This window comes from Methylobacterium sp. DB0501 (genome assembly GCF_011043735.1).
In the GTDB taxonomy this organism is placed as follows: Bacteria; Pseudomonadota; Alphaproteobacteria; order Rhizobiales; family Beijerinckiaceae; genus Methylobacterium; species Methylobacterium alsaeris.
In genome coordinates this window covers 210,121-232,227 of sequence record NZ_JAAKGV010000001.1, presented here as the reverse complement: position 1 = coordinate 232,227, position 22,107 = coordinate 210,121, and the positions used below count along the sequence as shown (strand labels likewise).

The 22,107-nt window shown below is 70.8% G+C and carries 22 protein-coding genes; 13 read left to right on the top strand and 9 right to left on the bottom strand.

All coding sequences use genetic code 11. The features are described from left to right. The first annotated feature begins 7 nt into the window (after positions 1 to 7). Positions 8 to 1,501: a glycerol kinase GlpK gene (gene glpK, locus G4G93_RS01080; RefSeq protein WP_165080431.1), complete on the top strand. Its 1,494-nt coding sequence runs from the start codon at positions 8 to 10 to the stop codon at positions 1,499 to 1,501. 218 nt (positions 1,502 to 1,719) lie between these two features. Here glpK and G4G93_RS01075 read toward each other — a convergent pair whose 3' ends face one another. Then, positions 1,720 to 2,586, bottom strand: a complete 867-nt coding sequence (locus G4G93_RS01075) for an NAD(P)-dependent oxidoreductase (protein ID WP_165080429.1) — start codon at positions 2,584 to 2,586, stop codon at positions 1,720 to 1,722. Positions 2,587 to 2,708: 122 nt separating this feature from the next. Continuing rightward, on the bottom strand, positions 2,709 to 3,503 hold the full coding sequence (locus G4G93_RS01070; RefSeq protein WP_165080427.1) for a transporter substrate-binding domain-containing protein: 795 nt from the start codon (positions 3,501 to 3,503) through the stop codon (positions 2,709 to 2,711). A gap of 174 nt (positions 3,504 to 3,677) precedes the next feature. Between G4G93_RS01070 and G4G93_RS01065 the strand changes: the two genes are divergently transcribed. Then, positions 3,678 to 5,402, top strand: a complete 1,725-nt coding sequence (locus G4G93_RS01065; RefSeq protein WP_165080425.1) for a chemotaxis protein — start codon at positions 3,678 to 3,680, stop codon at positions 5,400 to 5,402. A 9-nt stretch (positions 5,403 to 5,411) separates the two neighbouring features. Here the strand turns inward: G4G93_RS01065 and moaA are convergent, their stop codons facing one another. Continuing rightward, on the bottom strand, positions 5,412 to 6,461 hold the full coding sequence (moaA, locus tag G4G93_RS01060; RefSeq protein ID WP_165080423.1) for a GTP 3',8-cyclase MoaA: 1,050 nt from the start codon (positions 6,459 to 6,461) through the stop codon (positions 5,412 to 5,414). Between the two features lie 107 nt (positions 6,462 to 6,568). Between moaA and G4G93_RS01055 the strand changes: the two genes are divergently transcribed. Next, positions 6,569 to 6,961: a gamma-butyrobetaine hydroxylase-like domain-containing protein gene (locus G4G93_RS01055; RefSeq protein WP_165080421.1), complete on the top strand. Its 393-nt coding sequence runs from the start codon at positions 6,569 to 6,571 to the stop codon at positions 6,959 to 6,961. A 4-nt stretch (positions 6,962 to 6,965) separates the two neighbouring features. On the opposite strand, the gene G4G93_RS01050 is transcribed toward G4G93_RS01055, so the two are convergent. Continuing rightward, entirely contained in the window at positions 6,966 to 8,177 is a 1,212-nt protein-coding gene (locus G4G93_RS01050; RefSeq protein ID WP_165080419.1) for an MFS transporter, read from the bottom strand. A gap of 10 nt (positions 8,178 to 8,187) precedes the next feature. Next, entirely contained in the window at positions 8,188 to 9,507 is a 1,320-nt protein-coding gene (locus G4G93_RS01045) for a tetratricopeptide repeat protein (RefSeq protein WP_165080417.1), read from the bottom strand. A 126-nt stretch (positions 9,508 to 9,633) separates the two neighbouring features. Here G4G93_RS01045 and G4G93_RS01040 point away from each other — a divergent pair, with 126 nt between their 5' ends. Continuing rightward, on the top strand, positions 9,634 to 10,581 hold the full coding sequence (locus G4G93_RS01040) for a helix-turn-helix domain-containing protein (RefSeq protein ID WP_165080415.1): 948 nt from the start codon (positions 9,634 to 9,636) through the stop codon (positions 10,579 to 10,581). A gap of 288 nt (positions 10,582 to 10,869) precedes the next feature. On the opposite strand, the gene G4G93_RS01035 is transcribed toward G4G93_RS01040, so the two are convergent. The 3 genes from G4G93_RS01035 to G4G93_RS01025 form a co-directional block, all read right to left on the bottom strand. Continuing rightward, positions 10,870 to 11,496 (bottom strand): L,D-transpeptidase, encoded by a 627-nt coding sequence (locus G4G93_RS01035; RefSeq protein ID WP_165080413.1) that lies wholly within the window; start codon positions 11,494 to 11,496, stop codon positions 10,870 to 10,872. Positions 11,497 to 11,701: 205 nt separating this feature from the next. Beyond that, entirely contained in the window at positions 11,702 to 12,346 is a 645-nt protein-coding gene (eda, locus tag G4G93_RS01030; RefSeq protein ID WP_165080411.1) for a bifunctional 4-hydroxy-2-oxoglutarate aldolase/2-dehydro-3-deoxy-phosphogluconate aldolase, read from the bottom strand. An 8-nt stretch (positions 12,347 to 12,354) separates the two neighbouring features. After that, on the bottom strand, positions 12,355 to 13,290 hold the full coding sequence (locus G4G93_RS01025; RefSeq protein WP_165080409.1) for a sugar kinase: 936 nt from the start codon (positions 13,288 to 13,290) through the stop codon (positions 12,355 to 12,357). Between the two features lie 443 nt (positions 13,291 to 13,733). Here G4G93_RS01025 and G4G93_RS01020 point away from each other — a divergent pair, with 443 nt between their 5' ends. From G4G93_RS01020 to G4G93_RS00980, 9 genes are all read left to right on the top strand, one after another. Then, the gene (locus tag G4G93_RS01020) at positions 13,734 to 14,015 is read left to right on the top strand and encodes a hypothetical protein (protein ID WP_165080407.1); all 282 of its coding nucleotides are present in this window, start codon (positions 13,734 to 13,736) and stop codon (positions 14,013 to 14,015) included. Positions 14,016 to 14,093: 78 nt separating this feature from the next. Further along, positions 14,094 to 14,432 carry a hypothetical protein gene (locus tag G4G93_RS01015; RefSeq protein WP_165080405.1) on the top strand — a complete coding sequence of 113 codons (339 nt, stop codon included), beginning with the start codon at positions 14,094 to 14,096 and terminating at the stop codon, positions 14,430 to 14,432. Positions 14,433 to 15,288: 856 nt separating this feature from the next. Further along, the gene (locus tag G4G93_RS01010; protein WP_165080403.1) at positions 15,289 to 15,513 is read left to right on the top strand and encodes a hypothetical protein; all 225 of its coding nucleotides are present in this window, start codon (positions 15,289 to 15,291) and stop codon (positions 15,511 to 15,513) included. A gap of 28 nt (positions 15,514 to 15,541) precedes the next feature. Then, a complete protein-coding gene (locus G4G93_RS01005) occupies positions 15,542 to 16,153 on the top strand; it encodes a hypothetical protein (RefSeq protein ID WP_165080401.1) in 612 nt (203 codons plus the stop codon). Further along, positions 16,150 to 16,719 carry a DUF4062 domain-containing protein gene (locus tag G4G93_RS01000; protein WP_165080399.1) on the top strand — a complete coding sequence of 190 codons (570 nt, stop codon included), beginning with the start codon at positions 16,150 to 16,152 and terminating at the stop codon, positions 16,717 to 16,719. Before G4G93_RS01005 ends, G4G93_RS01000 begins: the two co-directional genes overlap by 4 nt. A gap of 314 nt (positions 16,720 to 17,033) precedes the next feature. Continuing rightward, on the top strand, positions 17,034 to 17,543 hold the full coding sequence (locus tag G4G93_RS00995) for a MarR family winged helix-turn-helix transcriptional regulator (protein WP_165080397.1): 510 nt from the start codon (positions 17,034 to 17,036) through the stop codon (positions 17,541 to 17,543). Next, positions 17,543 to 19,579 (top strand): FUSC family protein, encoded by a 2,037-nt coding sequence (locus G4G93_RS00990; RefSeq protein WP_165080395.1) that lies wholly within the window; start codon positions 17,543 to 17,545, stop codon positions 19,577 to 19,579. The genes G4G93_RS00995 and G4G93_RS00990 overlap by 1 nt, the downstream gene beginning before the upstream one ends. Further along, entirely contained in the window at positions 19,579 to 19,782 is a 204-nt protein-coding gene (locus G4G93_RS00985; protein WP_165080392.1) for a DUF1656 domain-containing protein, read from the top strand. The genes G4G93_RS00990 and G4G93_RS00985 overlap by 1 nt, the downstream gene beginning before the upstream one ends. A 12-nt stretch (positions 19,783 to 19,794) precedes the next feature. After that, on the top strand, positions 19,795 to 20,763 hold the full coding sequence (locus tag G4G93_RS00980) for an HlyD family secretion protein (protein ID WP_165080390.1): 969 nt from the start codon (positions 19,795 to 19,797) through the stop codon (positions 20,761 to 20,763). 344 nt (positions 20,764 to 21,107) lie between these two features. Here G4G93_RS00980 and cbiB read toward each other — a convergent pair whose 3' ends face one another. Then, positions 21,108 to 22,103, bottom strand: a complete 996-nt coding sequence (gene cbiB, locus G4G93_RS00975; protein WP_165080388.1) for an adenosylcobinamide-phosphate synthase CbiB — start codon at positions 22,101 to 22,103, stop codon at positions 21,108 to 21,110. Positions 22,104 to 22,107 lie beyond the last annotated feature (4 nt).

Sequence of the window (22,107 nt, the reverse complement as noted above, 5' to 3'; positions counted from 1 at the left end):
GCCTCCGATGTCCTCCCTCATCCTCGCCATCGACCAGGGCACCACCTCCTCGCGCGCCCTTTTGTTCCGGCCCGATACCTCGATCGCGGGCCTCGCCCAGGCCGAGTTCCCGCAGCATTTCCCGGCCTCCGGCTGGGTTGAGCACGAGCCGGAGGATCTCTGGCGCACGACGCTCGAGACCTGTCGGGCGGCGATGAAACAAGCGGGCGTGACGGCCCGGGACGTGGCGGCGATCGGCATCACCAACCAGCGCGAGACGACGCTGGTCTGGGACAAGCGCACCGGCGAGGCGGTGCACCGCGCCATCGTCTGGCAGGATCGGCGCTCGGCCGGGATCTGCGCCCGCCTCAAGGAGGCCGGCCACGAGCCGATGGTGACGGCCAAGACCGGCCTGATCCTCGATCCTTACTTCTCCGGCACCAAGATCGCCTGGATCCTCGACAACGTGCCCGGCGCCCGTGCCCGGGCCGAGGCCGGCGAGCTCGCCTTCGGCACCGTCGATTCGTATCTCTTGTGGCGCCTCACCGGCGGCCGGCTGCACGTCACCGACGCCACCAACGCCTCGCGCACGCTCCTCTTCGACATCCATCGCGGCGCCTGGGACGACGAGCTGATGGCTCTCCTCGGCGTGCCGGCCTCGATGCTGCCGGAGGTGCGCGATTCCTCGGGCGATTTCGGCGAGACCGACCCGGAGCTGTTCGGCGCCGCGATCCCGATCCGGGGCGTGGCCGGCGACCAGCAGGCCGCGACGGTGGGGCAGGCCTGCTTCCGGCCCGGCATGGTCAAGTCGACCTACGGCACCGGGTGCTTCGCCCTCCTCAACACCGGGTCACAGCCGGTCGCCTCGAAGAACAAGCTCCTCACCACCATCGCCTACCAGTTGAACGGCCGGCGCACCTATGCGCTGGAAGGCTCGATCTTCGTCGCCGGTGCCGCGGTGCAGTGGCTGCGCGACGGGCTCGGAATCATCGAGTCGGCGGCCGAGACGGGTGCGCTCGCCGAGCGGGCCGACCCGGCGCAGGACGTCTATCTGGTGCCGGCCTTCGTCGGCCTCGGTGCGCCCCACTGGGAGCCCGACGCCCGCGGCGCCCTGTTCGGTCTCACCCGCGGCACGGGACCGGCCGAGCTCGCCCGCGCGGCGCTCGAGAGCGTCTGCTACCAGACCGCGGACCTCCTCGCCGCCATGCGGGCCGACTGGTCCGACGGGGACGGCCGCGCCACGGTGCTGCGGGTCGACGGCGGCATGGTCGCCTCCGACTGGACGATGCAGCGCCTCGCCGACCTGCTCGCCGCACCCGTGGACCGGCCCGAGGTGAAGGAGACGACGGCGCTGGGCGCGGCCTATCTCGCCGGCCTCGCCTGCGGCCTCTACCCGGAGCCCGAGCACTTCGCCGACCATTGGCGCCTGGAGCGCCGCTTCACCCCGGCGATGGAGCCGACCTTGCGCGAGCGGCGTCTGGCGGGCTGGCGCAAGGCGGTGAGCTGCCTGGTGGGGAAGTAGAGGGATCGTCTCGCCGAGGTTTCCAGCCCACTAAGTCATCCCGGGGCCGCGTAGCGGAACCCGGGATCCATATCCGCCGACGTTCCAGGACGAAGCGGAACACGATCCGTTCAAGCCTGCATCTTCAGCGGTTGTGTGTCCCGGGTTCTCACCGTCGGCGAGCCCCGGGATGACAATGAGGCTCTTATTGTGCGCAGTCGACCCCGTCGACCGCGCTCTTACTTCTCCAGCCGCGCGATCAGGCTCGACGTGTCCCAGCGCCCGCCGCCCATGCTCTGCACCTCGGCGTAGAACTGGTCGACGAGGGCCGTCACCGGCAGCTTGGACTTGTTGCGGCGGGCTTCCGCCAGGACGATCGACAGATCCTTGCGCATCCAGTCGACGGCGAAGCCGAAATCGAACTTGCCCTCGTTCATGGTCTTGCCGCGATTCTCCATCTGCCAGGAGCCGGCGGCGCCCTTGGAGATCACGTCGAGCACCGCCTCGATGTCGAGACCGGCCTGCTTGCCGAAATGCACCGCCTCCGACAGGCCCTGGACCAGGCCGGCGATGCAGATCTGGTTCATCATCTTGGCGAGCTGGCCGGCGCCGACCGGCCCCAGCAGCCGGCAGGCGCGGGCGTAGGCCCCGATCACCGGCTCGACCCGCGCGAAGGTGGCAGGCTCGCCGCCGCACATCACCGTCAGCACACCGTTCTCGGCGCCGGCCTGGCCGCCGGAGACCGGGGCGTCGACGAAGCCGAAGCCGGCCTTCCCGGCCGCTGACGCCAGCTCGCGCGCGACTTCCGCCGAGGCGGTGGTGTGGTCGACGAAGACCGTGCCCTTGCCCATCGCCGAGAAGGCGCCGTCCGGCCCGGTCGTGACCTGACGCAGGTCGTCGTCGTTGCCGACGCAGGCGAAGACGATCTCCTGGCCCTCCGCCGCCTCGCGCGGCGTTGCCGCCGCCTTGCCGCCATGGGCACCCACCCACTCGTCGGCCTTGGCCCTGGTGCGGTTGTAGACCGTGACGTCGTGGCCCTTGGCGGCGAGGTGGCGGGCCATCGGGCCCCCCATCACGCCGAGACCCAGAAACGCGACCTTCGCCATGCGCTCGTTCCTCCCACGCCGTTATCCCGGCGGTCGGCCCCCGGTGTAGTGAGCCGGCCCGGTGCCCGTCAAACGAGCGCGCCTCCTCGCCACGGCCGATCCCGCCCGTGGCGAGGAGGCCGTCACTTCGTGTCGAACGGAATGTACTTCGCCCGGATGCGGTCGTAGCGCCCGTCGGCGATCAGGGCGGCGAGCGCCGTCTCGAACGCCGCGCGCAAGGCGCCGTCGGCCTTGCGCAGGCCGATGCCGACGCCCTCGCCGAGCAGGGGCTCGCCGGCCGGCACGTCGCCGACGAGGAGGCAGCAGGCCTCGCCCTCCGGCCTGGCGAGGAATGTCGCGAGGTCGAGCTTGTCGCCCAGAACGAAGTCGACCCGGCCGGCCCGCAGGTCGAGGGTCGCGTCGGCGAGGCTGTCGAAGGTGCGGATCTCGGCGCCCGGCACCCGCTGCTCCAGGTAGGCGACCTGCGGCCCGTGCGCCGCCACGCCGATCCGCCGCCCCGGCAGGGTGGCGGGCGAGGGGGGCGGCAGCGAGGCGTCGCGCCGCGCCACGTAGGTGAACGGGATGCGCAGATAGGGCCTGGTGAAGGCGATGCGGGCGGCCCGCTTCGGCGTGATCGCCATCGCCGCCATGATGGCGTCGTACTCGCCGGCCTCCAGGCCCTTGATGATGCCGTCCCACTGGTGGAGCACGATCGTGCAGGTGAGCCCGGCCTGCGCGCACAGGGCCTGGGCCAGCTCGACCTCGAACCCTGCCGGCTTGCCGTCCTCGACGTAGTTGAACGGCGGGTGGCCGCCCTCGGTGGCGATGCGCACCGGGGAGGGGAGGGGGGAGGGCGAAGGGGCGGGGGCTTGCTCGGCGAGGGCGGGCCCGGCGGCCAGCAGCGACAGGAGCAGGAGGCGGGAGAGCAGGCGGCTCATCCGGCGGCGGTCTCTCATGAAACGGGGAAGACGTGTCGATCGGTGAGCGGACCCTGCCATGGCCTCGCCTTCCGGCGCAACTCGCGCGTCGTCCCGGGGCGCCCGATGGAGAGCCGGCGATAACCCTACGTCAGGGTTAACCGGCTTTTAAGCGCGCCGCGCTCTCATCCCGCCATGCGCCTGAGCTTCCGCCCGCCCCCATCGTCCCGCGACCGCGACGCGGTCGAGATCCTGCCGCCGCTCCCCGCGGCGGCGCCGGCGATCGAGGGGCCCGACCGCGATGCGGGCCGTGCCGGGCGCGACGCCGTCGACCGGGTCGAGGCGGAGCTGGTGCGGGCCGCCCGCGCCGTCGGGGTCGCCGCCCGCGACGGCTGCGCCGAGACCGCCGCCGTCGCCGCCGACACCCTCGCCCTCGCCCGCGGCCTCGAAGCCCTGGGGGATCGCGCCGAGGAGGCGGGCGGGCGCGGCCGGGCGCTCGGCGTCTCGGCCGACCGGCTCGCGAGCGAATCGGAGGGGCTCGCCGGCGTGCTGGTGCAGGCCGGCCGCCACCTCGACCGCACCGACGCCCAGAGCCGCGTGCTCGAGGCCGAGATGGCGGGCGCCGCGCAGGACGCCGCCCGCGTCGTCGAGGCCGCCGCCACCCTGGCGCGGCAGGCCAATCGCCTCGCCCTCAACGCCACCGTCGAGGCGGCGCGTGCCGGCGCGGGCGGCGGGCCGCTCTGGCGCATGGCGGAGGAATTCAAGCTCCTGTCGGCCGATGCGGCCCGGGCGGTGGAGGAGGTGCGGGCCCTGAGCCGCCGCCTCTCCGGCCCCGGCGCGGTGGCGATGGGCAGCGTCGCGACCTCGCTGGCCTGCCTGCGCCCGGCCTTCGCCACGACCGGCGCGGCGGCCGAGGCCCAGGCGGCGGCCGCCCGGTACCTCGCCGACGACGCCCGAGACCTCGCGGAGGCCACCGACGCGTTCGGCCGGGACGCCGTGTCCGCGGCGACGGCCGCCGGCGAGGCGGCCCGGCGCATGGAGACCGCCGAATCGGTCGGCGCCGGCGTCGCCGGCCTCGCCGGGGGACTCGCCCTGCGCACGGTCGCGTCCTTGCGCCAGGCGGAGATCGGCGACCGGCGCGTCCACGACCGCTATCCCGTCGACCTCGCGGTGCGGGTCGGCAATTGGGGCCTCGGGCGGGTGCTCGACCTGAGCCGGGGCGGTCTGCTCCTGACCCCGCCGGAGGGCTGCGGCGCGCCGGCCGGGGCCCGGCTCTCCCTCGACGTGCGGGGCATCGGCCGGCTGCAGGTGCAGGTCGCCGGGGCGAGCCCGCGCGGCCTGCACTGCGCCCTCGTCGATCCCACCTCCGAGACCCGGATGCGCGACGCCCTGGTGGCGGTCGAGGAGGAGAACCGGCCGCTCATCGCGGCGGCGCAGGGGGGCGCGGCGGCGGTCGGCGCGGCCCTGGAGCAGGCCCTGGCCGAGGGCCGGCTCCTGCGCCACGCGCTGTTCGACACCAGCTACCGCCCGGTCGCCGGCATCGAGCCGCCGCATTACCTCACCGCCGCGGTGCCGGTCCTGGAGGATCTGCTGCCGCCGATCCTGGAGCCGCTGCTCCTGGCCGATCCGCGCACCGCCTTCTGCTTCCCCGTCGACCGCAACGGCTACGCCCCGGTCCACAATCGCGCCCGGTCGCAGGTGCCGCGGACCGGCGACCCGGCCTGGAACGCGCTGCACGCCCGCCAGCGCCGGCTCTACGACGACCGCATCGGCCTGTCCGCCGCCCGTTCGACCCGTGCCTTCCTGGTCCAGGCCTGCCCGCAGGACGAGGCCGGCCGGCCGCCCCTGCGCGAGGTCGCGAGCCCCATCCGGGTCCATGGGCGGCACTGGGGAGCGCTCAGGATGGGGTTCCGGATCTGACGGCGGCCGTCAGCCCCCCGTCGTGCTCATGTGCCGCGGCACCGCGGGCTTCGCCGCGCGGGCGATGACGAAGTCGTGGCCCTTCGGCTTGCGGGTGATCGCCTCCCGGATCGCCTCGGCCACCACGGCATCGTCGGGGGAGGCGCGCAAAGCCGCCCGCAGGTCGGCGGCGTCCTCCTGGCCCAGGCACAGGTAGAGCTGGCCGGTGCAGGTCAGGCGCACCCGGTTGCAGCTCTCGCAGAAATTATGGGTGAGCGGGGTGATGAAGCCGAGGCGCCCGCCGGTCTCCTCCACCCGCACGTAGCGGGCCGGCCCCCCGGTGCGGTCGGGCAGCGGCGTGAGGCTGTAGCGCTCGGACAGGCGCTCGCGCACCACCGAGAGCGGCAGGAACTGGTCGACGCGCTCGGGCTCGATGTCGCCGAGCGGCATCACCTCGATCAGCGTCATGTCCATGCCGAGCCCGTGGGCCCAGTCGAGCATGCCTGGGATCTCGTCCTCGTTGACGCCCTTCAGCGCCACGGCGTTGATCTTGACCTTCAGGCCGGCCTCGCGCGCCGCCGCGATGCCGTCGAGCACCGTGTCGAGGTCGCCGCGCCGGGTGATCGCCCGGAACTTCCCGGGGTCCAGGGTGTCGAGCGAGACGTTGATCCGGCGCATGCCGAGGGCCGCCAGCTCGGCGGCGTGCTGGCGCAGGCGGGTGCCGTTGGTGGTCAGCGTCATCTCCTCCAGCGCCCCGGATTCGAGGTGGCGCGAGAGGTTGCGAAAGAGCCGCATGATGTCCCGGCGCACCAGCGGCTCGCCGCCGGTGATGCGCAGCTTCCTCACGCCGCGGGCGACGAAGACCGAGCAGACCCGGTCCAGCTCCTCCAGCGTGAGCAGATCGCGCTTGGGCAGGAAGGTCATGTCCTCGGACATGCAGTAGACGCAGCGCAGGTCGCAGCGGTCGGTCACCGAGACGCGCAGGTAGGTGATCGCTCGCTGGAACGGATCGATCAGCGGCGCCGGCCGGGCCGGCACGGGCACGGCCGGCATCGGATCGTCGGTACGGGGACCCCACATGCGATCAACTTCCTCGGGACGCGGCTCTGGCGGCCGGATGCCAGCCTGCATATGAGCGCTCCCGGGATGACGGGCAAGTTGTGCCTGATGTGCAGGGAGACGCACCCATGACCGACACCCACAAGACCGACGAGGCGGATTGGCCGACCGAGATCCGGCTGTCGCGCGACAAGCGCACCCTCCACGTCGCTTATGCCGGCGGCGCGGCCTACGCCCTGCCGGCGGAGTACCTGCGGGTCGAGAGCCCCTCGGCCGAGGTGCAGGGCCACGCGCCCTCCGAGCGGAAGTGGATCCCGGGCAAGCGCGAGGTCCAGATCCTGTCGGTGGCCGCGATCGGCAACTACGCCGTCAAGCTCACCTTCGACGACATGCACGATACCGGGATCTACGCCTTCGACTTCCTGCGCCGCCTCGGCGAGGAGCAGGCGACGCGCTTTTCGCGCTACGAGGAGGAGCTGGCGGCCCGGAACCTGAGCCGCGAGCCGGCGAAGCGGCGCTGACGGGTCAGCCCGCCGCCGGGGCGGGGCGCGACGCCGCCGCCAGGCCGAGCGCCGCGACCGCCAGGGCGAGGGGTCCGAACGACACCCACAGCACCACGTCCCAGCCGTAATGCGCGAGCAGCCCGCCGGAGGAGAACGAGCCGATCGCCATCGTGCCGAACACCACGAAGTCGTTGAGCGACTGCACCCGGGTCCGCTCCTCCGGCCGGTGGCACTCGAGCACCATGGCGGAGGCGCCGACGAAGCCGAAATTCCAGCCGAGGCCGAGCAGGACCAGGAAGGCCCAGAAATGGGCGAGATCCAGGCCCGACAGCCCGACGGTCGCCGCGACCGCCGTGAGCGCGAGCCCCGCCGCGACCACGGCGGGCGCGCCGAACCGCGCGATCAGCCGCCCGGTGAAGAAGCTCGGGGCGTACATCGCGATCACGTGCCATTGCAGGCCGAGATTGGCGTCGTCCTGGGTGAAGCCGCACAGGTGCATCGCCAGCGGCGCGGCGGTCATCAGGAAATTCATGAGGAGATAGGACACCACCCCGCACAGGACCGCGGTGACGAAGCGGGGCTGGCGGGCGATTTCGATCAGCGGGCGCCCGCCGGAGATCTCGGCCCGGCTCGGCCCCGGCAGCCGCACGCCCAGGAGCACGACCGCCGACAAGGCCGCGACCGCGGCTTGCGCGAGGAAGGTGGCGGCGAAGACGTGGGACGGCCAAAGGTCCATCGTGTGGCTGACGAGCTGCGGCCCGATGATCCCGGCGAAGACCCCGCCCGCCATGACCGCCGAGAGGGCCCGCGGACGGCGCTCCGGCGCGACGCAATCGGCGGCGGCGAAGCGGAACGACAGCACCACGGCGGCGTAGGCGCCGCCGAAGAAGGTCGCCAGGCAGAAGAGCCAGAACGACGACAGCACCACGGCGAGCGCCGCCAGGAGCCCGACCAGCACGCCGCACCCGGTGCCGGCCAGGAACGCCGTGCGGCGGCCGCGAGCCCGGGCGATGCGCCCGGCCGGCAGGGTGCAGGCCGCCATGCCGACGACGAAGATCGAGATCGGCAGGGTGGCGAGCGCCGGATCCGGCGCCAGCCGGTTGCCGATGACGGCGCCGGTGGCGAAGACCACGACCGAGTTGGCCCCGGCGAGCGCCTGCGCGACCGCGAGGCGCAGGACGTTGCCGGTGCCGGTCGCGTCGGGCAAGGCGGGCGGGGCGGCGGAGTTCGACATCGTCTGCCTTTCAGGCGGTGAGCTGGGCCCGCCAGCGCGCGTCGCGCGGCGAGGGGCGGCGGTGGAGGCGGGCGTCGAGGCGGGCGCGGGCCTTGCCGGCCTCGCCGGCGCGCATCAGGGCGACGAGGAGCGTATCCTCGATCATCTCGCGTTGCGCGCCGCTGCCGCCGATGCGCACGATCTCCGCGGCGACCGGTTCGAGGATCCGCGCGCAGGCCGCGTCGTCCCCGTCCGCGAAGGCCAGGGCCGCCCGGCAGATCGCCGGCACCACCGGCCCGGCCGCCAGCGTGCCGGCCTCGACCAGGGCGGTGAGGGCATCGATGCGCGCTTGCGCCCCCGCGCGGTCGCCGGTCGCGGCGGCGAGCAGCCCCATATGGGCGTCGGCGAAGCCGAAGCCGGCCCGGGTGAAATACGGCGCGGAATAGGTCCGGACCTCGTCCCACAGCCCGGCCGGGACCGCGTGGCCGTAGGCGGTCAGGCGCCAGAGCAGCGATACGGTGTCGGTGATCACGTTGAGCGGCAGGCCCGCCGTCACGCCGGGCCGCACATGCGCGTCGTAGATCGCCAGCGCCCCGCCGGAATCGCCGCGCTCCAGCGCCGAGAGGGCGGCATGCCAGGCGATGTGGCCGTGCAGGATGCCGGAGCGGTCGTAACCCGGCAGCCAGCCGGCGATCAGCGCCTCGGCCTCGGGTCCGGCGCCGTCCTCGAACAGGGCGTGCGACAGGGCGTGGGCGCCGTTGGCGTTCCGGCGCCGCAATGCGAAGCCCCGCTCGGTCAGCGCCCGCCCGCGGGCCACCGCCCCGTTCTCGGTGTGGGCCCAGCCGCGGGAGACCGCGAACCACCAGTCGTCGGGGTCGTAGGCGTGGGCGTGGCGCTCGCAGAGATCGACCCGGGCCCGGTCGTGGTCGGGCCGGCCGGAGAAGGCCAGCAGCCCGAAGGCGCCGAGCGGCAGCGACAGGATCAGGGCGTCCCGCGGCCAGGCATCGAGATGGGCAAGCGCCCGGGCGAGCGCCGGCCCCGACTGGCCGTCGATCGCCAGCGACAGCACCGCGACGTGGCTCCGCTCGCGCTCGGTCGCGCCGTCCGCCACCCGCCGGGCGGCGGCGGTGATGCGGGCCCGCGCCGCCGCCGGCTCGGTGCGCATCGCGTGCAGGCGGGCCCGGGCGGCATGCGCCAGAGCAAAGCCCGGATCGGCGGCGATCGCTGCGTCGAGCGCCTCGGCGGCGCCCGGCCAGGCGGCGAGCATGAGGTCGACGCCCTCGCGGTAATGCTCGGCGGCCGGGGTGGAACGGGTCGAGACGGGCAGGCCGCGGCGGTCGTGATAGGCCATGATGATCTTTTTCTCTGACGACGGCCGGAGACAGCAAGAGTCTTCTCCTGCTTAGACGAGCCCCGGCTGGCCGTATTTCGACGAGGTGCCAGCGGGTGTAGAATTGCCGCCAATCTGGGGGGCCGCATGCAGTGGGAGACGATCGAGACGCCGCCCGGCGCCGCGCCGCCGCAGCCCCTCACCGTACGCGCGCAGGGGATCCCGCCGCGCCACTCCTTCCCGGAGCACGCCCATGCCTGGCATCAGGTCGTCTATGCCGTCTCGGGCGTGCTGACGGTGGCGGTGGCCGGCCGCTCCTTCGTGATCTCGCCGGAGCAGGCGGTGTGGCTGCCGACCGGGCACCGGCACCGGGTCGGCTCGCTGCTCGGGGCCGAGTTCCGCAGCCTGTGGATCGCCGACGCGGCCGGGCACGGCCTGCCCGAGGAGCCGACGGTGTTCGGCGTCTCGGCCCTGCTCCAGGCGCTCATCGTCGAGGCTGCGGCGCTCGACGGGCGAGGGGATGACGGGCAAGCCGATTCGGACGGCTATGCGGGCCGCGTCGCCGGTTTGATCCTCGACCAGCTCCGCCGGGCCGCGCCGCTGCCGGGGGCGCTGCCCTGGCCGCGCGGGGGGCCGCTGACCGGATTGTGCGAGGCGCTCTACGCCGAACCCGCCGATCCCCGCGGGCCCGAGGAATGGGGCCGGGCGCTCGGCCTGTCGGGCCGCACCCTCGCCCGCCGCTTCGAGGCCGAGCTCGGCATGAGCCTGCGCGCCTGGCGCCGCCGCCTGCGGCTGTTCAAGGCGATCGAGCTGATGGGCGGCGGACTGGACGTGACGCGGACCGCGCTGACGCTCGGCTACGGCTCGACCTCGGCCTTCGTCTACGCGTTCCGGCGCGAGATGGGATGCGCGCCGCAGACCTACATGCGCGGGCGGTCGGCGGGGCCGGGGACCACACTACACGACACAGGAGGTTGCGCGGTGCGGGAACGACGGCCGCCGCGCAAGTACCCTCCCGCCTCTGCGGGGGAGGGGGGCGAACGGAGTGAGCCGGGAGAGGGGACGCCGCTTCCGAAGAAGACTGGATCGTTCTGAAGGGCGCTGTCGGGATCGGCGTCCCGCTGCCCCTCTCCCGGCCTTCATCCGCGGGGGGAGGGGGCCTGCGGTGGCCGTCGCTCCCGTATCCACGCAGCCTCCTGTGTCGTGTAGCGTGGTCGGTGGCGTGAGAGGGAGGATAAGCTTCTGGGAGGGCGGAGACTTTTTCCCACTCCCAGTCAGAAGAGGGGATCCCGCGCCACACACGATCGAGTGCATCAGGCAGATCGGCACGAAAAAGGCCGGCACAAGGCCGGCCTCATCGCTCTCGAATCTACAACTGCCGGATCAACGCTGCACGATCACCTTCGTGCCGACCTTGGCGCGGGTGTAGAGATCCATCACGTCGTCGTTGGTCATCCGGATGCAGCCGGAGGAGACGGCAGTGCCGATGGTCTCGGGCTCGTTGGAGCCGTGGATGCGGTAGAGCGAGCCGCCGAGATACATCGCGCGGGCGCCCAGGGGGTTCTCGGGGCCGCCCTTCATGTAGCGCGGCAGGTCGGGGCGGCGGCGGATCATCTGGGCCGGCGGGCGCCAATCGGGCCACTCGCGCTTCATCGAGATGGTCTGCGCGCCGTTCCAGGTGAAGCCCGGGCGGCCGACGCCGACGCCGTAGCGCAGGGCCTGGCCGTTGCCGAGCACGTAGTACAGCCGGCGCTCGGCGGTCGAGACCACGATGGTGCCGGCGCCGTAGGGGCCGGAATAGGCCACCGTCTCGCGCGGGATCGGGCTCAGCTTCGGCACCGTGGCGTCGAGGGGATCGACCGCGGCGGCGGCCGGGGCCCGCACCGTCACGGTGAGGGCCTGCTCCAGGGGCTGGCGGGTGAGCGGGTCGATCTCGTAGGCGGCGGCGGGCGCCACCCAGGCGGCGACGGCGCAGGCCAGCCCGGCCAGGGCGGGGACGAAGCGGCGCATGGAAGCCTCTTGGCAGGAAAGCTTGGAAGGGGAAGCGCGGGGCAAGGACGGTGCGAACGCCACCGGCACCGTACGGCGGAACCAATGGCCAAGCCGTAAACGTCCACGTCCCAAAGCCAAGCTTAAATCCGGCGAAGCTTCGCGGTTGCGAGATCGACGTTGTGCCCGCGCCACACCGTGGCGGCGAGGGCACGTTTCTCGTCCGTTACTGCAACGCCGCGAGGGTGCGGCGGGCCCGCTCGGTGATGGCGGAAAAGTTGCCGGCGCGGATCTCGGCCTCGGGCGTCAGCCACGAGCCACCCACCGCGGCGACGTTCGGCAGGGCGAGCCAGGCCTTGGCGTCGGCCTCGCCGATGCCCCCGGTCGGGCAGAAGCGGGCCTGCGGGAACGGCCCGCCGAGCGCCTTCAGGGCCGCCATGCCGCCCGCCGGCACCGCGGGGAAGAACTTGGCCACGGTGAAGCCGGCGGCGAGCACCTGCATCAGGTCGGAGGGCGTGGCGATGCCCGGCATGAACACCATGTCGCTGGCCGCCGCCGCCCGCAGCAGGTCCGGCGTCGCCCCGGGGCTGAGCGCGAAGCGGGCGCCGAGCGCGTGGGCGGTCTCGAGGTCGGCCGGGGTGAGCACCGTGCCGAGGCCCACCACCGCCTCCGGCACCTCGGCCATGATCGCCTTCGCGGCATCCCGCGCCACCGGCGTGCGCAGGGTGATCTCGAGCGTGGTGATGCCGCCCGCTACCAGGGCGCGGGCGAGGGGTACCGCGTGGGCCAGTTCCGGCACGGTGATGACCGGGATCACCGGGGAGGCGGCGAGCAGCGCGTCGAGACGGTGGGCTCGGGTCTCTGTCGTCATGGCCTGTCTCATGGCTTGTTTCCCGAATCGAGGGCGAGGTCGGGCATCGCGGCCCGGGGGATCACGGCACCGCGATGCCCGATGACGGTGCCGGCGAGGCGGTGGCCGCACGACGCGGCTCCGGCGGGCGGACGGCCGGCGAGGCGGGCCGCCATGTAGGCCGCCGCGAAGCTGTCGCCCGCCGCGGTGGTGTCGACGACCGCCGCGACGGTGGAGGCCGGCACCGTCACGTCCTCGGCGCCCGCGAGCACCCGGACGCTCGGCGGCGAGCCGCCGCCCTTCAGCACGATCTCGCAGCGGCCGCGATGGCGCAGGACTTCCTCCTCGCCCTCGCGGCCGTACAGCCATTCGAGGTCTTCCGCGGAGGCGAAGATCAGGTCGGCCGCCGCCATCGCGTCGCGGAAGGCGGCTTGCGCCTTCGCCTTGTCGGGCCAGCCGCGGGGCCGGTAGTTGGTGTCGAAGGCGACGCGCCCGCCCTTCGCCCGCACCGCCCGGCAGGTCTCTGCGAGCGCCGCCCGCCCGGCCTCGCCGTAGAGCGACAGGCTGATGCCCGAGGCGTAGACGAGGTCGTAACCGCTGAGGACCGCCCGGGTCTCGTCGGCGCCGGGGCCGGAGAACAGGTCGCGGGCGGCGGCGCTGTCGCGCCAGTAGTGGAAGCTGCGCTCGCCGTGTTCGTCGGTGCGGATGATGTAGAGCCCCGGCATCCGCCCGGGCAGGCGGCGCACCCGGGACGTGCCGATTCCCTCGGCGGCCCAGGCCGCCAGCATCTCCTCGCTCCACGGATCGTCGCCGAGCGCCGTCACGTAATCGACCGCGACGCCGAGCCGGGCGAGGTAGAGGGCGGTGTTCAGCGTATCGCCGCCGTAGCCGCGCAGCAGGCTGCCGTCCGGCCGCTCCGACAGCTCCATCATGCACTCGCCGATGCAGGCGACCCTCGTCGTCATCGTGTCCGTTCCTCTCCCTGCCTCGCTCCGTCCCCCTTCCCGGGGAATGGAGGCGGGGGGCATGCCGCGAAGGACCATGGCGCCCCGTCCGGCGCCGCCACCGTTTCCGGCTTCGTGCCACAAGGGGGAGACGGAGGGGGGCGGTGTCAACGCCCCGTCCTTCGCCGCCGCCTTCGCCTTCCCCAACGTGAACTTCTTCCTGGGTCGACTCTTGAACGAGAACGGCGGGACGGTAGAAGGTGTCCTGCGTCGTTACCCGACGGGCGACGGCGCAACGACCCCACGACGGCTCCGGCCCGCCGCGGAGGACGAGACCCGGCACCGCCTTCCCGTCACTACCGGGAAGGGGCGTCCGGGAGGAACGGTCCGAGACCAAGAGGCTGCCGCTCACGCCAGACATCCGGGTTCGCGAGACCCCGCCCGTCTTCCGGAGTTCGCCCGTCATGCCGCTGTACCGATTGCGATCGCGCCTCCGCGACCCGGAGGCCTCCGTGTTCCAGGACCTGCCGATCGAGGCGCCGACGGTGCGCCACGCCGCCGCCCGCATCCTGGGGCGGGCCGACGACATGTTCGGCGACCGGACCGGCGAGGCCTGGCTCGTCGCCGAGGACGGCGTTCGGGTCTGGAGCCTGAACCTCGACGCCCGAGAGAGCGATAGTTGCCGGAGCGATGCTCAAGAGAGCGGGATCCCCGAGCAAGAGGGGCGCGAGACCGCCCGGATCTGAGCCGCGCGATGCCTTGCTGACGCCGCAAGCGCCGCGCATCGGGACGGCCCCGACATCCGTTCCGAGTTCCCCGATCCGATGAGAGTGCTGCTTCTCGGCGCCTGCGCCGGCTTGACGCTGGCCGCCGCGCCGGCCGCCGCCGACTGGCGCTACTGCCTCGCCCGCGGGCCCGCCCGCACCGTCTACCTGTCGGCGCCGTTCTCGACCGTCGCGGCGATGCCGTCCCTCGACGCCGGCTTCGGCCGCATGCTCGACCGCACCCACCGCGCCCACGATCCCGTCCAGTGCCCCCGGGCCGAGGATGCGAAGGCCCTCCATGCGATGCGCCGGACCGCCCTGCGCTACAACCGCGAGGACGGCGAGACGGTGGTGGAGCTGGACTGGACGCCGGATCGGGATGCGGCCGAACGGCGGTGATCCGGCTCACATCCTTGAAATGCCGGTGCGCATGGGACCCGCGACCGGGATTCGCCAGATGCGCGTATTCTCATGAATAGAATAACAGTAACATCCCCTAATTTCAGTTATTATTCGTATATTTCATCTGTAAATCGTCTATTTTACGGTGTTAATATTTTTTATTGAGTGTCGTAATTGAGGATATTTTTATGATTTCGCAATCAAAATGACGATATGTTTCTTGTTGCTCATGTGTAAGCGCTTCGTCTGAAGGCAAAATCGTCTAGCCCCCAGCGTCGAGCAGGTTTTTCTGCCGCTGAATATGCCCGCAGACGTGGCGCCGCCGGGAGCCATAGCGCCGCCTGTGAGCACGTAATCCCCACATGAGCCTCATCGGCACTTGAACGATTCGGTCTACTTGGCTACCTGATTGGCGACTCACTACGCCGATAAGGCGCATAAGAGGCTTTTTTACCCGATCGAGCGTAATTGGAGCCATGATCAAACCCCAACAGGCCCTGGTATCACATGTCGAGCCAGTCAGGCCGCGCAATCGATATAGGCGTTTAAGTATCATCAAAGCTGCCGGCGAGCGCCGGTGGCACGTAAATCTTATTTCAAGCGTATCCAAATTGTTATTTTATTTCATATGTAATACAATGGAGTTGCGATATCGAGCTTTTTCACGACTATCGATAAAAATATTTGCCTTACGTCAGTCTGTGTGCGAGATTCTAATTTCGAGGACCGGCAACGCGGAGGAATTCTCGAAGACTGTCGGCAATGGTAATCTTTGGTCTCTGCTCAGGAGTGAATTAGGGATTTATTCGGTATTCGCGATCGAAAATCGGCGTCCTGACACAGGAGTAGCGTGATGGTGAAAACATCGTCCGTTCGCGCCCTGATTGGGGCGCAAAAATTCGATCAGGCCTTGGCCCAGTATACGGATGAGACGAAGCAACGCGGAATGGATACAAAAAAGCTTGGTGCTATGAAGCATGAGCCAGACAATTCTGGGATGGATATCGAGCAAGGTAGAGAAGCATTAGCCAATGCCGCAAAGCGTTCGTATAAACTCCCTCGCCCCGAGGGTGACTAAGTCCCTTCGCTAGCGGAGGGGCGGTTTCGTGATGAGCCCTCAAGAAATATCTGCGCGTGATCTGTACCGTCTAATCGAGAAGCTTCTCGTCGAGCAATGCGGATGTGTCGCTCATATATCACTTAAAACATGCATTGATGTCATTGAGCATCATGAGAGTGATTTAGGGCGACTCCTTAAAATTCATCCACTGGGTGTGCATCCATCCAAGCATATCGGGTATCTGGTTTTCTGGATCAGAAAACTCAAGCCCATTTCGGTGGCCTATGCCCTTTCCGACCTCGAGCCTTACCAGCATGATCCTGATCATGACGTCTCTCATGACAAAGAGCTTAATACGATAAACGAGGTTGTCTCGATCTATGTCGCGCAGCATTTGATGCTGTCCTACGCGGAAGACAATCTCATCATAGGTGGGATCGAAGAGTCGGAGAAGGCGGAATTTGTCAGAAAAATACAAAGAGTCCTGGAGAACGTCCTGACACTGACCGTCGATGTCGGCCATGGACATGGTAACCTGTTCAAGTCGTTCTTGTACGATATGCGGTACCGCACGTTCGGCCCGCACCACGTCGTTCATTTCGTCAATCACGTCGTCTATGCTGCGCGCGGTTCTCTCAAGGGGGAAGGCAAGTCGTGAACGGTCTCAGGCTTATTCAAATCTTTCTCTCGCATACGGGTGAAATGTCGGAATACGCCAATCGTGTGAGGAATATTGTCAGTCGAGAAAATTCTCACTGGGAAGACGTTCATAAAGTTACCGTGCGCGTCTTAACATTTGAAGATATATCTTCGAGCTATAGTGTGGACGGGGTTCAGGCGATCATCAATCAATTCATGGAAGGAAGATATGATATTTATCTCGGAATAATGGGCCATAAATTCGGAGCGCCGACAAAAAACTTCGGATCCGGAACAGAGGAAGAATACAAAACCGCGGTTGCCGAATTCGTGTCCGGGCGCTCGCGAGTGGCGCGCGTCATGTTCGGATTTTGCGAGGTTCCTTTAAATCCGTTTTCGATCGATCTAAAAAACTTAAAGAAGACGAAGGCGTTTCGAAAAGAAATGCAGTCTAACCTATTATATTTCTCATGGGAGTCGGACGATCGTTTTGAGGAGGTGATACGCAAGCAATTGTCGGGCGCGCTCATCAAAATAATCAATGATCCGAAAAATAGCGTTCCGGGCCGAGCCCGCTATATCTAGGATCGACAAATTCCGGCATCAATGTTAAATCTATATAATTTAACTGATTTGTTCATTCTAGCGTTTATACGGGTTGTGACAGTTATCTGGGAACGAACGTAAAGTACGACGCGCCTTCCACGGCGACCGTCGCGAGCTTGCCATGTGAACGTGTTCCTCGTGACCCGTCGTAATGCAACACTCATAAGCCCCAGCACGCGTATGCGCGATAATGACGCAGGCACCGCCGCGAGCGAACCGTAGGCTGTCATCCAAATCGATAGCATCCTATCTATGAGTACGATCAATCATCGGCTTGGCCGAACGCGACGGCGATGCGACGCGACCTCCTGCAATCCCTCACCCTGACCCTGCTCCAGGCCGGGCGCGTCTGGCGCCGGGCCGCCGACGAGGTGGTGACCGCCTACGGGCTGACCGAGGCGACGGCGCTGCCGCTGCTGCTGATCGGGCGGCTCGGCGGCGATCTGCGCCAGACGACTCTGGCCGACGCCCTCGGCGTCGAGGGGCCGAGCCTGGTGCGCCTGCTCGACCAGCTCTGCGAGGCCGGCCTCGTCACCCGCCGGGAGGACCCGACCGACCGCCGCGCCAAGGTGCTGCACCTGACGGCCGAAGGGCAGGCCCGCGCCGCCGCCATCGAGGCGCGGTTCGACACGCTGCGCGCGGCGGTCTTCGCCAATGTCGGCGACGACGACCTGCGGGCGGCCTTGACCGTGCTGCGCACCCTCCAGGCCGACGGCCCGAAGGGCGCGAGTCTCTGCCCGCCCGACGAGGCCGCCCCGCCGTGCCGGGAGACCGCGGGCCCCACCACCGGAGGACGCGCCTGATGCCCGGCTGGCGCCAATGGCTGTTCGCCCTCAAGGTCAGCGGGGCCGCGCTCCTCGCCCTCGGCATCGCCCTGTGGGTCGACCTGCCGCGCCCGTACTGGGCGATGGCGACCGTCTACATCACCATGCAGCCGCTCTCCGGCGCCACCCGCTCGAAGGCGCTGTACCGGGTAATCGGCACGCTGATCGGCGTCTCCGCCGCGGTCGTGATGGTGCCGCCGCTCGTCGCCTCGCCCGAGATGCTGACCCTGGCGCTGGCGCTCTGGACCGCCGGATGCCTCTATCTCTCGCTCCTCGACCGCTCGCCGCGGGCCTACCTGTTCATGCTGGCCGGCTACACCGCGGCGCTGATCGGCTTCCCGGCGGTGACGGCGCCCGAGACGATCTTCGACACCGCGGTGTCGCGGGCGGAGGAGATCACGCTCGGCATCCTCTGCGCCTCGCTGGTGGCGAGCCTCGTCGTCCCGGAGCCGGTCGGCCCGGTCCTGGCGTCGCGCATCGGCGCCTGGCTCGGCGAGGCCGGCCGCTGGACCGGCGACGTGCTCTCCGATGTCGGCGAGGCGCCGGCCCTGCGGGCGCGCCGCCTGCGGCTCGCCGCGGAGGCCGCGGAGATCGACGCGCTCTCGGCCCATCTCGCCTACGACACCTCGGCCCAGAGCCGGGCGGTGCCGCTGGTGCAGCTCCTGCGCGGCCGGATGCTGATGCTGCTGCCGGTCCTCTCCTCCCTGGCGGACCGGATCGCGGCGTTGCGCGGCCTGTCCGGCGTGAGCCCGGAGCTGCGCGGCCTGCTCGCCGACGTCGAGGCGTGGTCGGCGGGCGGCGCCCCGGCCGGGGAGGCCGACGCGCTGCTCGCGAGAATCGAGGCCGCCGACCGCCCGCTGCCACCGCATGCCGGCTGGGCGGCGCTCGTCCGGGCGAGCCTCCTCGACCGCCTGCGCGAGCTCGTCGCCATCGGCCGGGACTGCCGGGCGCTGCAGGACGGCATCGCCCGCGGCAGCGGCCGCTTGAGCGAGCCGCTCGCCTTCGCGGGCGAGTTCGGCGGAGGGGCGTCACGCCACCGCGACCACGGCATGGCGTTCCGCTCCGCCCTCAGCGCCTTCCTCGGCACGGTCGCCTGCGTGGCGGTGTGGATCGCCACCGCCTGGCCCGACGGCGCCACCGCGGCGATGATGGGCGCGGTGCTCTCCTGCATGTTCGCGACCCAGGACGACCCGGTTCCGGCGATCCTGAGCTTCGCCACCTGGACCGGAGTCGCCGCGGTCGCGATCGGGGTGCTGCTGTTCGGCGTGATGCCGCTGGTCCACGACTTCGTCAGCCTCGCCCTGGTGCTGGCGCCGGTCCTGATCCTGTGCGGCCTGCTGATGACATCCCCGAGGACGCTGCCGGTGGGCCTGGCGCTCGGCGTCAACGGCAACGCGCTCCTGGCGCTCCAGGACCGTTACACCTCGGAATTCGGCGCCTACGTCAATTCCGGCATCGCCCTCGTCGGCGGCATCTGGATCGCCGCCCTCGTGACGCGGCTGGTGCGCTCGGTCGGGGCCGAGCACGGTGCCCGCCGGCTGATCGCGGCGAGCCGCGCCGACCTCGCCCGGGCGGCGCGCCGGCGCGGGCGCGGCGACCGGGTCGCCTTCGCCCACCTGATGCTCGACCGCCTCGGCCTGCTGGTGCCGCGCCTCGCCGCCGCCGGGCCCGACAGCGACCTGTCGCGCATCGACGCCCTGGCGGCCCTGCGGGTGGGCATGAACCTCGTGTCCTTGCGCCGGGCCCGCCACGGCCTGCCGGACGGCGAGGTCGCGGTGCTGGATGCCGCCCTCGACGCGGTGGCGACCCATTACGAGGGGCCGCGCGGCCCGGCCTCCCCGATCCTGCTCGACCGGATCGACGCGGCCCTGGCGGAGATCGGCGCGCAAGCCGGGGCCGGGGCCGGGGTCTGGGGCCGGCGCGACGCGCTGCTGGGCCTCGCGGGCCTGCGGCGCGCCCTCTTCCCCGAGGCGCCGCCCGCCGGCGCCCCCGTCCTCGCGAGGGAGGCCGCGTGATGGCCGATATCGACCTCTACGGCGTCTTCGTGCCGGCCCTGCTGGTCTGGGCGGTCGCCGCCTTCCTGCTGAACCTGGTGGTGCGCCGGCTGATCGGTGCGCTCGGGCTCTACCGCCTGGTCTGGCACAGGGCGCTGTTCGACCTCTGCCTCTACCTCGTCTGCCTCGGCGGCGTCGTGTCCCTCGCCGGCCGCCTGACCTGAAGATCACGAACCATGACCCGCGCGCTCGCCTTCCTCGGCCGCTTCGCCGTCACCGCCGCCATGCTGGCCCTCGCCGCCGTCGTCGGGGCGGCCTTGTGGGACTATTACCTCGAGGCCCCCTGGACCCGCGACGGGCGGGTGCGGGCCGAGGTGGTCGGCGTCGCCCCCGACGTGTCCGGCCTCGTGCGCGACGTCGAGGTGCGCGACAACCAGCCGGTCAAGCGCGGCGACGTGCTGTTCCGCATCGATCCCGACCGCTTCGGCCTCGCCCTGCGGCAAGCGGACGCCGTGGTGGCCGGCCGCAAGGCCAGCCTGGTCCAGGCCGAGGCCGACCTCGCCCGCTATCGCCAGCTCAGCGACAACGTCGTGTCGCAGCAGAAGCTCGAGGCGACGCTCGCCGCCGAGCAGAGTGCCCGGGCCGCCTACGACCAGGCGGTCGCCGACCGCGACCTCGCCAAGCTCAACCTCGACCGTTCCGAGGTGCGCGCCTCGGTCAACGGCCGCATCAGCAACCTCGAACTGCGGCCCGGCGCCTACGTGGCGGTCGGCAAGGCGGTGATGGCGCTCGTCGACAGCGACACCCTGCACGTCCAGGGCTATTTCGAGGAGACGAAGCTCGACCGCATCCATCCCGGCGACCCGGTCAGCGTGCGCCTGATGGGCGAGGACCGCGACGTCACCGGCCGGGTCGAGAGCGTCGCCGCCGGCATCGAGGACCGGGAGCGCAGCGCCGGATCCAGCCTGCTCGCCAACGTCAACCCGACCTTCGCCTGGGTGCGCCTCGCCCAGCGCGTGCCGGTCCGCGTCGCCCTCGATCCGGGCGTCGACCGCGACCGCCTGACCGTCGGGCGCACCGCCACCGTGGTGGTGCATCCGGGCGGGGCGCGGCCGGAGATCCGGCCGTTCGAAGGATTGCGCCATCTCGGCCTCCGCAACGGCTGGGACGCCCTGAAGGCCAGGCTTCCGGTGATCAGGAGCTGACAAGGCGGCCTGCAGGGGACCCTGCGGCGTCCGGCGCCGAATGAGGCCGGCCGAAGCCGATTATCCCGTTCCGGCCCGGTTCCGCTCCAAACAGGGATAATGCCTTTCGCTTCAATGGCATGGTCCGTGGAGTCGGTATGGGATCCGGCCGCGGGCAGCCCGACCCCGGACGCGGTGGCCGACACCACCGACCGGACGCAAGGGCAGGTTTTCGCAGCCCATCAGGCGGCCAGGACAGAACTCGCCCGGCGCTTCGTCCGGGTCGATGGCCTGGAGGACGGTGAGCGGGCCCTGCCACGGCCGGGCGAGAGGGATGATCCCGCTCGAGCCGGGCTGGTGAGGGCTCACATGGTCAGCCAGACGCCCGCCAATCCCGCTGCCAGCCCCCACAAGAGCAGACAGGCCCGCCGGTACAGCACGAGCGCGCGAACGATGTCCTCCGCGGTCGCGTCGGCCCGTCCCGAGCCCATCCAGGCATCCTCGACCCGCGTCGTGCCGTAGACCCGCGGACCGGCGAGGCGCAGGCCGAGCGCGCCGGCCATCGCGGCCTCGGGCCAGCCGGCATTGGGCGAGCGGTGGCGGCCGGCATCGCGGCGCAGGGCGTGGAGCGCCCCCCGGGCCGAGGCCCCCGGCGTCAGGGCGGCGGCGGCGGCGACGAGACCGGCGGTGAGGCGCGAGGCCGGCAGGTTGACGAGGTCGTCGAGGCGGGCGGCGGCCCAGCCGAAGGCCTCGTGGCGCGGCGTGCGGTGGCCGATCATGCTGTCGGCGGTGTTGATCGCCTTGTAGAGCGCCCCCCCGGGCAGGCCGCCGGCGCCGAGCCAGAAGGCCGGCGCCACGATGCCGTCGGAGAAGTTCTCGGCCAGGCTCTCGATCGCGGCGCGGCAGATCGCGGCCTCGTCGAGGGTCTCGGGGTTGCGCCCGACGATCATCGCCACCGCCCGGCGCCCGCCGGGGAGGCCCTCGCGGCGCAAGGCTTCCGCCACCCGGGCGACGTGGTCGTGCAGGCTGCGCTGCGCCGGCAGGCTCGCGGCGAGGACCGCGCAGAGGACGAGCCCGACGAGGGGATCGAGCGCCCCGCAGGCGAGCGCGAGGGCCGAGGCCGGGAGGCCCGTCGCGACGAGGACGAGCGCGAGCGCCAGCACCCCGGCGGCGCGCCGGCGCCCGGCCGGGTCGGCCTCGCGGTTGAAGCGCCGGTCGAGGACGGCGATCAGCGCGCCGATCCAGGTGACAGGGTGGCCGGCCAGCCTGTAGAGGCGGTCCGGATAGCCGAGCACGGCCTCGACCGCGAGGGCGAGGACGAGCAGGACGAGGCTGTCGGGCGGGTGCAGCAGGGCGGTCATCGGG